This window comes from Microbacterium sp. B19(2022) (genome assembly GCF_012030385.1).
GTDB lineage: Bacteria > Actinomycetota > Actinomycetes > Actinomycetales > Microbacteriaceae > Microbacterium > Microbacterium oxydans_B.
The window spans coordinates 159,521-173,555 of record NZ_JAAUVO010000004.1 but is presented as its reverse complement, the minus strand read 5'-3'; the positions used below and the strand labels follow the sequence as shown (position 1 = coordinate 173,555).

Here is a 14,035-nt window from a genome sequence, read left to right as displayed (position 1 = left end):
TCCCGTGCGGTGACGGTTCTAGAAGCTCCCGATGCCTTTGCCGATCATCGATACTCCGATCACGAGCAGCAGCACGGCCATGATGACGGTGTTCTCCTTGGCGAGCCAGCCGCGCAGGGCGTCGAGCGGTCCGCGGAGGCGATCGGCGGCGAAGAGATAGCCGACCACGGGGACCAGGACGGTCGATGCGGCGATGAGCGTGTAGATGACGATCACGAGCACGACGGATCCGGCCGGAAGCGCCGCCGCGCCGATATCGGTGCCGGCGCCGGCCGCCATGATCAGGTTCTTCGGGTTCACCGCCGACAGCAGGAAGCCGAGCCCCAGGGCGACCGGGAAGGTGATCGTGTCGATGGCCTTCATCCACTTCGGCAGCGCGGCCTCTTCGCCGGCCTTCGGCCGCTTGCGCCATTGTCCGAATGCGAGGAGGAAGAGAAGCAGGCCGAGTACGAGCTGCACCACACCGCGGATCGGGTGAGAGATGTCGGGGTCGTCCTCGGGGAGGATCGACGACAGCAGCGTGAACACGGTGACCGCGACCACGATGCCGACGAGCCAGCCCAGGAGGAAACCGACGCTCGTGACGCGTGCCCTCGGCGAGAGCAGCATGAGTATCGCGGCGATGATCGGTATCGGGCTGATCGCGACGCCGAGTGCAAGCGGAAGCATGTCTCCGATGACGGTGCCCATCACTGGCCTTCTCTCTCTGATTGCGGCGATCCCGGCGTGGTTCGGGTGAGATCGCTGATTGCTGCACGGTTGGTCGCGTAGACCTGCTCCGACACGAGGAGACCGAGGCCGGTGAGCCGGTGCAGCGTATTGGGACGGACCCGGCTGAACGCGAGCGAGACCGAGCGTGCGGCGAGCCACTCCTTGAGCGATGCGAACGATTCGGCGCCCGTGACGTCGACATCGGTCACGGCCTCCATGTCGACGACGAGGTGCTGGACGGCCCCTTCGCCCGCCGAACGGATCGCGTCCTTCACCGCGGTGGAGAAGACTGCTCCGTTCGCGAAGAAGAGCGGGGCGGCCAGGCGGACGACGATCACCCCCGGAGCGGTCACGGTGCCGGCGGGGGCGTCCTCGAGCAGAGACTCGCCCGGATCGCCGCTGGATTCGAGAACGTCGATGGCGGGATTCGAGGCGCGTCGCGCGATGTTGATGAGAGCGAGCACGAATGCGACCAGGATGCCCGGGATCGATCCGATGAACAGGGTGACGAGGAAGCAGGTCGCGCCGATCAGGAATTCGAACCGGTCCTTGCGCCACAGATCGATGAAGTCACGGATCCCGAGGAGTGGGATGATCGCGACCCCGACGATGGCGCCGATGGCGGGCGACGGGATGTCCGCCAACAGAGCGGTGCCGAAGAGGAGGAGCAGGAGCGTTCCGACGGCGAGGATCAGTGCGGGGAACTGCGTGCGTGATCCGGACTGGTCCATGGCCGCCGTGCGTGAGGTCGATGATCCGACGGCGAAGCTGCCCTGAGCCCCCGCGGCGACGTTGGCGATGCCGAACGCGAACAGGTCCCGGTTGGCATGGAACGGGTAGCCGTGCTTCTCGGAGTACGAGCGAGAGACGAGGAGTCCTTCCGCGGTGGTGACCAGCGTCAGCGCGATCGCGGACGGCACGAGCGCGAGCCAGAGCGACCAGTCGATCGTCGGCCAGGTGAGCACAGGCGGGCCTGCGGGCACCTCGCCGAGCACGTCGACACCGCGTTGATCGAGACCCGTGAGGACGACCACGAGCGTCGTCGCCACGAGGACGATCAGCGCCCAGGGGACGGCGTGCAGGTACCTGCGCCCGAGCAGCAGGACAGCCACCGAGCAGACCGAGATCAAGACGGCCCAACCGTTGAGGGTCGTGAAGCCTCCGATGAGGTCGGCGACCTTGCCCGTGAACTCCTTGCCGGAGTCGATCTTGACGCCGAGCATCTTGGCGACCTGGCTGACCATGATGTCCAGCGCGAGGCCGCCGACGAATCCGACCAGGATCGGCTTCGACAGGAAGTTCGCCAGGAATCCGAGCTTGAAAACGGCGAGGAGCACGAACATGCCGCCGCAGATGATCGCCTGCGCGAGGGCGAGCGTCGCGTAGTCGGCGCTACCCGCAGCGGCGAGTCCACCGATCGAGGAGGCGACCAGCGCGGCGGCCGCCGCGTCGGGGGAGGCGACCAGCTGCCGGGAGGAGACGACGAGGGCGTACACGATCGTCGGCACGATCAGGGCATAGAGTCCCGCGGTCGGCGGGAGTCCTGCGATCTGCGCATATCCGATGTTCAGGGGGATGGCGATGGCGAGCAGCGTGACACCGGCGGTCAGCTCCGTGACGAAGTTGCGCCTGGTCAGACCCGCGAGCGGACGTTGCACATCGTCTCCCTTCGGGAGCGCCCCGAACGAGCGCGTTCGCGTTCACGATCCCACCGCGTGGGTCGCTGCGCCCACGTCTCGGGCGCAACCTCCTCCGGGTGATTTACGGCGATCACGGCTGCCCTCCTGTCAGGCACGGCGGCCCCCACGGCGCCGGCGTCGCGTGCGCACGACGGGAAGCTGCTCGGGCTCAGGTTCCGGAGGTACGGCTGTGCGGTCTCCCGACAGCCAGCGCACCCACGTCGCCTCGGGATCGCCCTCGAGGACGAGCGCACGCACGAGCAGCGTGAGGGGGATGGAGAGGATCGCGCCGAGCGGCCCGATGATGAACGTCCAGAAGATGACCGAGAAGAAACTCAGCGTGAGGCTGAGGTCGACGGCGTCGCTGACGAACTTCGGCTGCACGAGCACCTGGAGCACCACGTTGACGACGCTGTAGACCACGATGACGCCGAGCAGAAGCGGCCAGCCGCCGACCACGAAGGCGAGGATCGCCGGGGGGACGAGCCCGACGACGAAGCCGACGTTCGGGATGAAGTTCGTGACGAAAGCGAGGATCGCCCAGACCACCGGAGCCGGGATGCCCATCCACCACAGAGCCAGGCCGTCGATGACCGCGACGATCGCGCCGAACGTGGCATTGACGATGTAATAGCGCCGGACGCCGGAGTTGAGATGCGAGATCCGCGCGAGCACGGCGCCCTTGGTCGCGCCGAACAGAGCCGGTGCACGACCGTAGCGTGCCGCATCGATCGCCATGAAGATGATGTAGGCGCAGACGAAGAACAGGGCCGTCGCGACGCTGAGGACGGTGCCTCCGATGCTGCGCGCAACGCCGAGCAGCGTCTCCGGATCGAGGATCGAGGCCGCGGCGTCCGAGGCCTCCTCATCCAAGCCGAGCGTCTTCAGCCATCCCACCAACTCGGCGGCGGTGTTCTCCAGACCGCCCTGCGACACCAGGTCTGCGATGAGCCGGGCGAACTGCGTTCCGGCGAGCCAGAGCAGCGCGCCCATCGCCAGCAGTATCAGATACGCGACGACGATCACCGCGGTCGTGCTCGCCCACTGCGGCCAACCGTGCCGATCGAGCGGGCGGCGGAGCGGCTCGCAGATGACCACGATCACGATGGCGAGGGCGATCGGTCCGAACAGATCGCGTGCGAGATAAACACCGGCCAGCGTCACCACGCTCGCTGCAAGCAGAAGAAGCACGCGCAGGCTGGGGGAGAGCGAGCGGTCGGTGGCGCGCTCGGGCGCAGGCGAGGTCATCACGCGGCCAGCGTAGCCCCCGGTCGGATCGGCGCCCGGTCGCCTCGCGGACGGCGACCCGGCGGCCCGGGCGCTCAGAACGGCTCCGGCGGCACGAGGGGCGGCACACCCTGCTGCGGAGTGACTACGGCCTGCAACCCGACCGCCTCGATCGCCTCGGCGACTCCGCGAACGGTGTCGGAGACCACCGCGCTGCCGTGCAGCGGGTGGTGCCAGATCTGGAGGGTGAGCGTCCAGCGAGTGGGTGAGATCGCGGCGATGCGCACGTTCGGATGCTCTCGTGCGTGCACGCCGTCGACACCGCTCGCCGCACCCGTGATGGTCGTGATCACCTCGTCCAGGTCGAGTCCCGCCGATCGCGCGATGCGGATGTCGACGTCGCTCCGGCGCGCGCCGTGACGTGAGTCGTTCACCAGGACCCCGGTGAGCAGCGCGGCGTTCGGCACGTGCACCGTGCGGCCGTCGACCGTCGTGAGGATGACCGAGCGACCGTTGAGCTCCTGCACGGTGCCTCGGATCACCCCGTCGGGGCCGTCGATGCCGATCTCCTCGCCGATCTTCACCGACTGGCGGGACTGGATCAGGACACCGGCCGCGAAGTTGTCCGCGACACCGCGCAGCACCAGCACCAGGACGATCGCGGCGATCACCGTCATCGCGAGCAGCGGCTGCACGTTCGCCCCGAGGAACGCCAGCCCGACTCCGATCCCGACCAGGAGCAGACCATACTGCGTGAAGCGCGCAGCCAACTGGGACACGGAGTCGGAGATCCCCGGGGTCCGCGCCGCCAACTTCAGCACGCCCTTGCGAGCGAGCCGCGACAGCAGCCAGCCGACGAGTACCGACAGCAGCGCGAGCACGATCTGCCACCCCGACAGGCCCTCCGGGAACAGATCGCCCAGCGTCACGATCGCCGTCCGCTCGGCGTCCGGCTCCGGCTCCTCGACCTCATCCGACAAGCATGCGCGACGCTACTCCCCGGTGCCCACGACACTCATCCTCAGCGGGTGAGCACCGCGCGACACGCGCGCCGCAGGGCACGACGGCCCGCTCGGGGAGTCCATCGAAGCACGCTTCACGGAGCCGCATCGCCCCGAAGGGATGAGCCGCTCTCGCCGGTGGTGCAGCGGAGAAGGAGACTGAGCGCATGTCGTCGATGCCATCAGGACAGGACCTCCTCACGGAGGCCCGCTCGCGCGGGGCCACACGCGAGCGTGCTCGCGAGGCGATCGGGCTTCAGATCTCGATCTTCTCGTTCATCCTCGCAGCGCTCGTCGCACTGCCCGTCTTCCGGCTGCATGCCGCGCCCATCGCGGGTCCCGACTCGCTCGGACAGTTCGCGGCGCTGATGTCGGCGGTGACGGCGATCGTCGTCTTCGTCCTGGGACGCGTGATCGCGGCCGATCCCGCCCATCGGAAACGGCTCGGCGTGCTCGACATCGTCGACATCGCCGCCTTCGCCTTCGCCCATGCCATCATCGCCCTGCTCGGGTGGACCCTGGCAGCCACGATCGTCGAGGCGGGTCTCATCGGGGCCGTCGTGTACCCGGTGCCCGTGCTCATGTTGGCCGGTGCCGGAGCGGCCCTGACCGCGTACGTGACCTACTACTCCGCCACGCACCTCGACCTGCAGCTGCTGGCGACCGTGCTCGCCGTGTTCCTCGTGCTCGGGGTGCTGGCGAGCATGCTCACGGCGAGCGACCCGCAGTGGTGGAAGGAGAATCTGAGCGCCCTCGGCATGACCGACGACCTCTCCGCCCGTGCTTTCAACCTGACCCTGATCGTCGCGGGGATCCTCGTGACGACCCTCGCCCGCTACGCGACGAAGGGAATCCCGACGACCCACCCCCGCGGAGCGGCCTCGGTGCGCACGTGCCTCGTGATCGTCGGCATCTTCCTCGGTCTCGTGGGGGTGTTCCCCGTCGACGAGCACTTCGCCCTGCACACCGGTGTGGCATCCGGAATGGTGGTGGCATACGCGGTGCTCATCATCGCCGTCCGCCGGTGGGTGCCCGGCGTCTCTCGTACATTCCTGCTCGTCGGATACGTCTTCACGCTGCTCATCCTGCTGCTCTCGGTGTTCTTCGCCGTCGGCTACTACACCCTGACGGCGGTCGAACTGGTGGCGGGAACCGTGGTGTTCACCTGGATCATCCTGTTCATTCGCACCGCCGATGCGCTCAAGCGTGATGCGAGGAAGGGTGGGGAGGACTGAAAGATCACCCGGAGGATGCCCTTGAGAGCGGGTCGTCGACGCCACTAGCTTTGGTGCCATGTCGCCCCCCGTACGATCGACGACGCCGGGACCCACAGTGCGCTTCCGCCCACCGGGGCCCCAACCGGGTGCCATCCGCCGTGAACGGGTGAGCACCGCGATCGCCGATGCAGTGGCGATCGACCCACTGACGGTCATCAGCGCGCCGAGCGGTTTCGGCAAGACGACCGCGGTTTCCGACTGGGCGTCGGGGCTCGAGCAGGTCGCCTGGCTCGGCCTCAGCTCCTTCGACTCCGACCCTTCGCGTCTGACGCAGGGCGTCGTGCATGCGCTGCTCGCCGGTGCCGAACGTGCGGGGCATCCCCTCGCACTCGCGCGCGATCTGGATGACCCCGAGCACGCCTACCAGGAGATCTGCGGCGCCCTCGACGCTCTCGACGCTCCCGTGCACCTGATCGTCGACGACGCACACCGCGCAGGGGAGTGCTGGCGCAGCGGGCTCCTCGGGATGCTCGCCGAGCAGGCACCGGAGAATCTGAGGGTGGTGCTGGTCGGCACGACGCTGCTCGAGGTCACCCTCTCCCGGCATCGGATTACGCATCCCGATTCGTTCGTCGGAGCGGAGACCCTCAGTTTCACCGCCCCGGAGGTGACCCTGCTCCACAAGGCGGGAGCGAGCGGGCTCGCCGCCGACACGATCTTCGCGGAGTCTCGGGGATGGCCGATCGCCGTCCGGCTCCTGATGATCGGCGGAGCGCGGCCGGACTCCCGCGCGCAGAGCGCGTCGAGCTTCCTCGGGACCTACGTGCGCGAGCATGTGCTGGCAGCGCTGCCCCCCGACATCGCCGACTTCGTGCTTGACGGCAGCGTCTGCGGCGAGCTGACTCCGGAACTCGCTGTCGCCGTGACCGCTCGTCAGGATGCCGCGGAGCTGCTGGAGACCTGCGTACGGCTCGGCCTGTTCCTCGATCGGTTCGAGGGTCCGCACGGCGTCGTCTACCGGTGGCACGCCTCGTTCGCCAAGCAGTGTGCCGACATCGTCGCGCTCGACACCGCCCGGGCTGCGGCCTGCCACCGTCGTGCCGCTATCGCGCTCGAGGCCACGGATCCCACCGCCTCGATCGCGCACTCCCTCCGCGCGGGGGATTCGGATACCGCGAGGAAGACCCTGCTGCACCGCTGGCTCGGGCTCGTGGTCGGCGCCCGCGCGGCAGAGGTCGAGCGCACCGCGACCGAGATGCTGCGACGCACACCCGACGATGCTCAGGTGCTCCTCGTCCGTGCCTGTGCGAGCGATGTGCTCGGCGACCACCGCGTTGCGCGCGAGCTCTTCCGGCGTGCAGAGGCGACGATCGGACGGACAGGGAACGGGACCGAGCCCGCCGTACTGCAGATCGCGCGTCTGTTCATCGCCGATGAGCGCGACGAGGTCGCCGAGGCGAGTGCGAAGGTGCGCCGGATGCTGCTCGACGCGGATTCGACCGAGCTCGGAGATCGCGCGGCCCTCAACTACCTCCTCGGGTGGACCGAGATCCGGCACCGCGGCAATCCGATGATCCCGCTCGAGTACTTCTCGGCCGCCGCCAGGGAGGCACAGAGCTCCGATGACCGCGAACTCGCGAAACGGTCGCTCGGGCACCTGGCATTCGGGCAGACCTGGGCCGGACGCTTCATCGACGCGCGCGCATCGCTTGCGGCAGCACAGGACGAGGAGGATGTGAGCCTTCCCTGGAGCACCTATGCCGGAGGAAGCGCCGCGGCCGCCGCCGGGTACGTCGCGTACTGGTCGGGCGAGTTCGACGAGGCGACCCGCGCGTTCGGGGCGGTGATCTCCAACGGAAGCTCCGACCGCTCCTTCACGGGCGTGGCGCGGATGATGATCGCGTACACCGCGGCCGAGACCGGTGATGTCCCGGCATGCCGTCGTGCGGCGATCGGCGTTCAGGAGATCCCGCTCGAGGTCGTCCACGGCGTCTCGTGGCCGGCGTTCCGCGAGTCGTCCGTCGCCCTGCTGGAAGAGGCGGTCGGTCGGCATGATCGGGCGATGCGGATCGCCAGGAAGTACATCCACTGCCCTGATCTGCCCGTCGTGAACGTCGCGCTCGCCGGGCTGCTGCGCCGCGCCGGCGACTACCCGGCGGCACTGGAGATGCTGAGATCACTGCGGGCTTTCGGCGAGGTGTCGTATGTGAAGTCCGCGACGCTGATCACCGCCGCGGTCCTGCGTCGCCATGCCGGGCACCACGACGAGGCTCACGAGCTGTGCGAAGCGGCCGTCGCGGTCGCGTCCGGCGAGAACATCCGGCTGCCGTTCGGGCCTCGCGAGGCTGCGGTGCGCAAGCTGCTGGGCGAACACGTGCACTTCGGTACGCAGTTCGAGGACTTCATCGGCCGGTGCCTCGCCAACGATGCCGCCGGCTCGCTGGTCGAGACGCTCTCGGAGCGAGAGCGCGATGTGTTCCAGCAATTGCAGACGGCCCGCACACTGCACGAGATCGCAGGGGAGCTGGCCGTGTCGATCAACACGGTGAAGACCCACCAGCGCGCCATCTACCGCAAGCTCGGTGTCTCCTCTCGTCGAGAGGCTGTGCGGACGACGGTCTGACCCGCGGAGGGCGGTCGCTCGCTCGACGCGGTCTCGGTGCGGGTGGCGTCAGTCTTGGCGCAGTGCCGATGCGAGGACGGTGTTCGCGATCGCCGCAGGGATCGGCTGGGTCGCGAGGATGCGATCACCTCGTCGGTCGACATCGCGGGAGAATCGCTCGCTCCACGTCGGCTCGACGAGGATGAGCGCCGCGAGCGACCCGATCGGAAGACCCGAAGCGAAGTGACGGGCGTCCTCTTCGCAGACGAGGCCCGGGGTGTCCAGCCCGAGACCGGCGAGGGTGAACTCATCGGCGTCGATCTCGATGAGGCGCCAGTCCTCCACATCGAGCCGCTGGATGAGAAGGAAGTCCAAGAGGCGGATGGCGCCGCTCTCGACCTGCCGGAGCAGGGCCTCGAGGATATCGGGGCTGAGGCGGTCGTCCTCCAGGCGCACGACGACGAATTCGACGTCGCCGAGCGCCTCCAGAGTCATGTCGACCACCTCAGCCACGATGTCAGCTCAGTGCGCGCGTCTTGATGGCGGCGAACTCCTCGGGAGTGATGGTCCCCGCGGCAAGGAGCTTCGACGCCTTGTCGATCTCATCGCTGGGACTGGATCCGGCGACGCTGCGGATGTAGGAGTCGGCAGCGTGCTGCTGCTCCCGGTACGACGAGACGCTGCGTTCGCCCATTCCCTTGCCGCGCGCGATCAGGTAGACCAGCGCCGTGAGGAAGGGGACGAAGATGAGGAAGATGATCCACACGGCCTTCCACCACCCGTTGAGAGCGTGATCGCGGAACAGGTCGGCCACGATGTTGAAGAGCACCATCAGGTAGGAGATGAACACGAAGACCCAGAAGAACCACCAGATGATGTCCCAGAAGCTTTCCCAAATGGACACTTCGGACCCCTTTCGTTGAGTTACTGCGTACGGTGATCGTGACAGCGCGACCATCGGCGTGGGAAAGCCGCTCACCCCTAGCGGGCGACCCCGTGTCGATCGGCGCCGCGATGGTCATCACGAACGGGTGAAGGGGGCGGGGGTTCCGTCGGCCTCCCCGCGTAGCGTGCCCCTCGTGGAAGCGAACCGGCAGGAGCACGACGCAGAAGACGGCGGGGGCGGCGACGCTCCAGGATTCAGCTCGTGCTGCCGGCGAAGCCGCTGCTCTCCGGTTTCTCCATCGCCATCGGCGTCCTCTTCGCGATCGCCCTCGCAGCGACGATCGCCGGCATCTCGACGGTGCTGATCTCGATCTTCCTCGGCATGTTCCTGGCACTCGGACTCGATCCGGCCGTACGCGCCCTCGAGCGTCGGGGGATGAGCAGAGCGGCGGGCGTGACGATCGTCGCGATCATTTTTCTGGGGATCGTCGCGGTGATCCTCCCGGTTCTCATGCCGGCGACCATCCGCCAGATCGCCGTGGCGATCGGGGCCGCACTAGAGACGATCGCCGCGATGCAGCAGAGCGAGTGGTATCGGGCGTTGGAGGCCGACCTCGGAGTCGACCTGTCGGCGGTCATCGCCGACAGCATCCGCTCACTCACGACGTTCTCCTCCTTCCTCGCGATCTCCGGAGGGGTGCTGAAAGCAGGATTCGGCGTCATCGGGGCCGTCTCGAGCTTCGTGATGGTCACCGTCCTCACGCTGTACTTCGTCTCCTCCCCGCAGAGCATCAAAGGGGCGCTCGCGAACCTCCTGCCGTTGTATCGGCGGGCCCGATTCGCCGGGGTCCTCGATGAGATCACGCAGTCCGTCGGGGGAGTGGTCGCCGGCGGCGTCACACTGTCTGCGATCAACGCGGGCATCGTCTTCGTGATCCAGCTCGTGGTCGGCTCGTCGATACCCGCGGTGATGGCGATCGTCGCCTTCTTCGTGACGCTGGTGCCGATGATCGGCTCGCTGGTGTTCCTTGTCATCGGCGGCATCGCCACGCTGTTCGTCAGCCCGACGGAGGCCCTGGTCTTCGTGATCGCCTACCTCGTGTACATCCAGGTGGAGGCCTACGTCGTGACCCCGCGCATCATGGGGAAGGCGGCGGCCGTTCCCGGTGTGCTGGTGATCATCGGCGCGATGATCGGGGCCACCCTGCTGGGGCTGCTCGGAGCGCTCGTCGCGATCCCTCTGACGGCCTCGATCCTCATCGTCATCCGCCAGGTGTGGATCCCGCGCCAGAATCGCCAGACCGAGCCGCCGGACGGCGAAGTTCTCATCCGATAGGGGTGAGCGCGGCCATGACCTCGAGCGCGACGGTGCGAACATGGCGGCAGAGTCCCGGTACGTCGCCACCGTGAGAAAGGACAATCCATGAATGACTTCCGATTCGGCCCCGCCGAGTTCTACCTCGTCGGGTTCGAGGGTGAGCGTCCAGACCCGTCGACGTTCCGCGCGCTGACCGACCTCATCGACAGTGGGGTCGTGCGCCTGCTCGACTTCGTTCTGTTGTCGAAATCGGCCGCCGGGGAGGTCGAGATCGTCGAACTCGACTCGGACGACGGCTCACTCGGGCTCGATGACTTCGAGCCGCTCGCCGCTGGGCTCGCCGGCGAAGAAGACGTGGAGGCTCTGGCGAGTGCCCTCGCCCCCGGCCAGTCCGCTGCCGTCGTCGTCCTGGAGCTTGCCTTCGCCCGCACCCTCGCGCAGACCCTCGCCGCCTCCGGTGGTCAGGTGCTCCGCAGCGAGCGCGTGCCCGCCCCCGTCGTGAACGCCATGATGGACATCCTCGATCAGGAAGGTGAATGACATGCCCTTGAGAAGATTCGGTCGCCCGGGACTGATCGGACTGGCCGCCAGGACGGCGGTGGTCGCGGGGACGGCGTCGGCTGTCGGTGGTGCGATGTCCCGGCATCAGCAGGAGCGTGCGCAGGGCCAGTACGAGCAGCAGCAGTATGAGGCCGCGCAGCAGCAGGCACAGGTCGATGCCGCGGCGCAGAATGCGGCTTCTCAATACGCGGCCCCACCGGCCCCGGCGAGTGCGACGGGCGGAACAGACGATCTGATCGCGAAGCTGCAGCAGCTGGCGTCGCTGAAAGACGCAGGTGTGCTGTCCGAGACGGAGTTCGCTGCGGCGAAGCAGAAGCTCCTGAGCTGAGGGGAGCGATCGGCGGGGACGGACGCGTGTGATGCGACGCATAGAGGAGGAGAGCGAATGAGCGAACTGGATGATCTGCGAGCGCGGGTGCTGCTCCTCGAGCAGGAGAACCAGACGCTCAAGATCGAGACGCGCGAGAAGCCTCGTCGCCGACCCGTCGGCCGGAGCATCGTCGCCGGAATCGTGCTCGCGGTGGCGGTGCTGCTGGCGCCGATCGCGGCGATGGGTACGTGGGCACGCCTGCAGCTGGTCGACGCCGATCGGTTCGTGGCGACGTTCGCGCCCCTGGCCGAGGATCCCGACGTGCAGGACTTCGTCGCCGCCCAGGCCAGCGCCGCTATCCAGGAGCAGGTCGACCTCACCGCCGTGGTCGGCGAGGTGTTCGATGGACTACGCGAGCTCGATCTCCCTCCGCGTGCGGCATCGGCGCTGACCCTCCTGGAGGCACCGGCGGCGAGCGGACTGACATCGCTCGTCGACGGGGTGATCCACGACGTCGTCGCCTCGGATCAGTTCGCCGACATCTGGGCGCAGTCGCTGCGCTTCACGCATGAGCGCGCGGTCGCGATCATGCAGAACAGCCCGGACACCGCCTTGCAGCTGGCGGACGACGGGGTGCTCTCGATCGACCTCGGCCTCGTCGTCGAGCGGGTCAAGTCCGTGCTGACGGAGCGTGGTGTCGGCTTCGCCGATCTGATCCCGGAGATCGACCGGTCGATCCCTATCGCCCAGGCGGACGCTCTGGTGCTCGTCCGGACCGTCTACCAGATCGCGGTCGCCGCGGGGTTCTGGCTGCCCTGGGTGGTGCTCGGACTCGTGGTCGCCGGCATCCTGATCGCCCGCAACCGTCCCCGGGCGCTCTTCTGGACCAGTGCCGCCTTCGCGGTCGCCTTCCTCCTGCTCTCCGCGGGGATGGGCATCGGACGCACGTTCTTCATCGGTGCTGTGAGCCCGTCGATCATGACGTCGGCGGCCGCGCAGGCGCTGTTCGACGAGGTGACCTCGCTGCTGAGCTCGACGATCGTGGCACTGGCGATGGTCGGCGTTCTCATCGCGGTGTGGGCCTGGCTCGCCGGTTCGAGCCGCAGCGCCAGGGCCGCGCGCGGCATCCTCGACTCCGGCTTCTCCGCGGTGCGCGGGACCTGGGAGCGACGGGGACTGTCCACCGGACGATTCGGGCTCGCGGTCGAGAGGTTCCACGGCCCGATCGTCATCGTCGGGATGGCCCTCGCACTGCTCGTCCTGATCGTGACACGACCCGTCTCATTCGGGAGCGTGATCGGCGTGACGATCGGACTGATCGTGTTCATGATCCTGATCGAGCTGCTGCGGCGTCCGACCGCGGTGGCGGCTCCTCCGGAAGAGCCGGGGACGCCCGAGACGGATGGCGTGGGGATCGAGACCGCAGACCCGGAATCTCCGGTGGTCACCGCCGCTTCGTGAGCAGCCACACGGAGGATGCCCGGAGAGACGTGCTCCCCGGGCATCCTCCGTTTGTGGCTCAGGCGCCGTCGACCTCGGATGATGCCTGGGGGAACACGGTTGCCCAGTCGTCTTTGACGCTCACGACGGTGTACCCGCTGTCATCGGCTGCCGCGAGTGCTTTCTCGGCGCCCGCGTCGTAAGGCGCGTCGCCGCGGTCGGGATCGTCGTGGTGGATCAGCATCGCGAATCCGGGACGCGGCCCTTTGCGGGCGAAGTCGAGCATGGCCGTGTCGCCGTTCGAGTTGCCGCCCGCAAACAGCGGTCGTCGGCCGATACGGCTCCAGATGCGCACCGGCTTCTCGGGCCCGTCGTCGAAGAAGGCGAGGGACGACGAGTACTTCACGGTCGCGTCGGCGTCGTCCCAGGTGAGACCGAACGCCGAGCCCACGACCCGCTCCGGCGGGATGCCGTAGTTGGCCTGCGTCATGGGGCGCATGAAGTCGCGCTCGCCGCCCGACACGATGTAGCAGGTGAAGCCGTGCCCCTCCAGGTACCGGAGCAGCTCGACCATCGGCTGGTACACGGCGTCGGCATACGGCCGCTTCATGACGGGATGCTGCGCTGTGCGATAGAACTCCCCGACGGACAGTGCGTAGTCCTCCACGCTCATCCCGTCGGTGAGGCCGACGAGCGCCTGGATGATGGTCTTCAGATCGGAGTCGTCGCCGCCGTAGTGCTTGTCGATCGCCGTGCTCAGCCAGCCGAAGTCGCCGCTCACCGCGGCGAGGTAGGGTTGCCGCTCGGCGAGTTCCGGCGTGCGTTCCGCAGCCGCGCGCCATTGCTCGACCACGTAGTGCAGTTGCGTGGGCATCGGCTTCTCGGACCACAGTGTGCCGTCGTTGTCGAACACGGCGATGCGCTCCTCGACAGGCACCGCATCCGGGCCTTCCGTGACGGAGGCGACGAAGGCCTCGATGTCCTTGCGCGTCGTGGTGTCGCGCCAGGACGGGAGAGAACTGTGATCGGTCATGTCGGGTCCTCGCGTCTCGATGAGTGGGCGGCAATCGCCTCCAGGGTCGCA

13 protein-coding genes are annotated in these 14,035 nt (G+C 67.9%); 6 read left to right on the top strand and 7 right to left on the bottom strand.

The annotated features are described in order from the left end of the window. Window positions 1-18: 18 nt before the first annotated feature. From HCX50_RS05145 to HCX50_RS05130, 4 genes are all read right to left on the bottom strand, one after another. A complete protein-coding gene (locus tag HCX50_RS05145; RefSeq protein ID WP_091033788.1) occupies window positions 19-690 on the bottom strand; it encodes a GAP family protein in 672 nt (223 codons plus the stop codon). After that, on the bottom strand, window positions 690-2,369 hold the full coding sequence (locus HCX50_RS05140; RefSeq protein WP_167633220.1) for a solute carrier family 23 protein: 1,680 nt from the start codon (window positions 2,367-2,369) through the stop codon (window positions 690-692). The genes HCX50_RS05145 and HCX50_RS05140 overlap by 1 nt, the downstream gene beginning before the upstream one ends. A 129-nt stretch (window positions 2,370-2,498) precedes the next feature. Further along, window positions 2,499-3,638, bottom strand: a complete 1,140-nt coding sequence (locus HCX50_RS05135) for an AI-2E family transporter (protein WP_167633261.1) — start codon at window positions 3,636-3,638, stop codon at window positions 2,499-2,501. A gap of 74 nt (window positions 3,639-3,712) precedes the next feature. After that, the gene (locus tag HCX50_RS05130; protein WP_167633219.1) at window positions 3,713-4,597 is read right to left on the bottom strand and encodes a mechanosensitive ion channel family protein; all 885 of its coding nucleotides are present in this window, start codon (window positions 4,595-4,597) and stop codon (window positions 3,713-3,715) included. A 188-nt stretch (window positions 4,598-4,785) separates the two neighbouring features. Here HCX50_RS05130 and HCX50_RS05125 point away from each other — a divergent pair, with 188 nt between their 5' ends. Together HCX50_RS05125 and HCX50_RS05120 are read left to right on the top strand one after the other, a co-directional pair. After that, the gene (locus tag HCX50_RS05125) at window positions 4,786-5,853 is read left to right on the top strand and encodes a DUF998 domain-containing protein (RefSeq protein WP_167633218.1); all 1,068 of its coding nucleotides are present in this window, start codon (window positions 4,786-4,788) and stop codon (window positions 5,851-5,853) included. A 148-nt stretch (window positions 5,854-6,001) separates the two neighbouring features. Continuing rightward, window positions 6,002-8,458 (top strand): LuxR C-terminal-related transcriptional regulator, encoded by a 2,457-nt coding sequence (locus HCX50_RS05120; RefSeq protein WP_167633217.1) that lies wholly within the window; start codon window positions 6,002-6,004, stop codon window positions 8,456-8,458. Window positions 8,459-8,506: 48 nt separating this feature from the next. On the opposite strand, the gene HCX50_RS05115 is transcribed toward HCX50_RS05120, so the two are convergent. Both HCX50_RS05115 and HCX50_RS05110 read right to left on the bottom strand, forming a co-directional pair. Continuing rightward, window positions 8,507-8,932 carry a DUF6325 family protein gene (locus HCX50_RS05115; protein WP_167633216.1) on the bottom strand — a complete coding sequence of 142 codons (426 nt, stop codon included), beginning with the start codon at window positions 8,930-8,932 and terminating at the stop codon, window positions 8,507-8,509. 22 nt (window positions 8,933-8,954) lie between these two features. Next, a complete protein-coding gene (locus HCX50_RS05110) occupies window positions 8,955-9,341 on the bottom strand; it encodes an SHOCT domain-containing protein (protein WP_091033769.1) in 387 nt (128 codons plus the stop codon). A 243-nt stretch (window positions 9,342-9,584) separates the two neighbouring features. On the opposite strand from HCX50_RS05110, the gene HCX50_RS05105 reads away from it, so the two are divergent. The 4 genes from HCX50_RS05105 (at window position 9,585) to HCX50_RS05090 (ending at window position 12,972) form a co-directional block, all read left to right on the top strand. Continuing rightward, window positions 9,585-10,658 (top strand): AI-2E family transporter, encoded by a 1,074-nt coding sequence (locus HCX50_RS05105; RefSeq protein WP_167633215.1) that lies wholly within the window; start codon window positions 9,585-9,587, stop codon window positions 10,656-10,658. 87 nt (window positions 10,659-10,745) lie between these two features. Further along, on the top strand, window positions 10,746-11,180 hold the full coding sequence (locus HCX50_RS05100; protein WP_167633214.1) for a DUF6325 family protein: 435 nt from the start codon (window positions 10,746-10,748) through the stop codon (window positions 11,178-11,180). Window position 11,181: 1 nt separating this feature from the next. Continuing rightward, entirely contained in the window at window positions 11,182-11,529 is a 348-nt protein-coding gene (locus tag HCX50_RS05095) for an SHOCT domain-containing protein (protein WP_091033761.1), read from the top strand. A gap of 57 nt (window positions 11,530-11,586) precedes the next feature. Next, on the top strand, window positions 11,587-12,972 hold the full coding sequence (locus tag HCX50_RS05090; protein ID WP_167633213.1) for a hypothetical protein: 1,386 nt from the start codon (window positions 11,587-11,589) through the stop codon (window positions 12,970-12,972). 58 nt (window positions 12,973-13,030) lie between these two features. On the opposite strand, the gene HCX50_RS05085 is transcribed toward HCX50_RS05090, so the two are convergent. Beyond that, entirely contained in the window at window positions 13,031-13,984 is a 954-nt protein-coding gene (locus HCX50_RS05085) for an HAD family hydrolase (RefSeq protein ID WP_167633212.1), read from the bottom strand. Window positions 13,985-14,035 lie beyond the last annotated feature (51 nt).

What these genes read in the sequence shown, in the direction of transcription:
- HCX50_RS05145 (WP_091033788.1), bottom strand. Translation starts at nt 690, where the DNA reads ATGGGCACCGTCATCGGAGACATGCTTCCGCTTGCACTCGGCGTCGCG.
- HCX50_RS05135 (WP_167633261.1), bottom strand. Translation starts at nt 3,638, where the DNA reads ATGACCTCGCCTGCGCCCGAGCGCGCCACCGACCGCTCGCTCTCCCCC.
- HCX50_RS05125 (WP_167633218.1), top strand. Translation starts at nt 4,786, where the DNA reads ATGTCGTCGATGCCATCAGGACAGGACCTCCTCACGGAGGCCCGCTCG.
- HCX50_RS05115 (WP_167633216.1), bottom strand. Translation starts at nt 8,932, where the DNA reads ATGACTCTGGAGGCGCTCGGCGACGTCGAATTCGTCGTCGTGCGCCTG.
- HCX50_RS05100 (WP_167633214.1), top strand. Translation starts at nt 10,746, where the DNA reads ATGAATGACTTCCGATTCGGCCCCGCCGAGTTCTACCTCGTCGGGTTC.
- HCX50_RS05095 (WP_091033761.1), top strand. Translation starts at nt 11,182, where the DNA reads ATGCCCTTGAGAAGATTCGGTCGCCCGGGACTGATCGGACTGGCCGCC.
- HCX50_RS05090 (WP_167633213.1), top strand. Translation starts at nt 11,587, where the DNA reads ATGAGCGAACTGGATGATCTGCGAGCGCGGGTGCTGCTCCTCGAGCAG.
- HCX50_RS05085 (WP_167633212.1), bottom strand. Translation starts at nt 13,984, where the DNA reads ATGACCGATCACAGTTCTCTCCCGTCCTGGCGCGACACCACGACGCGC.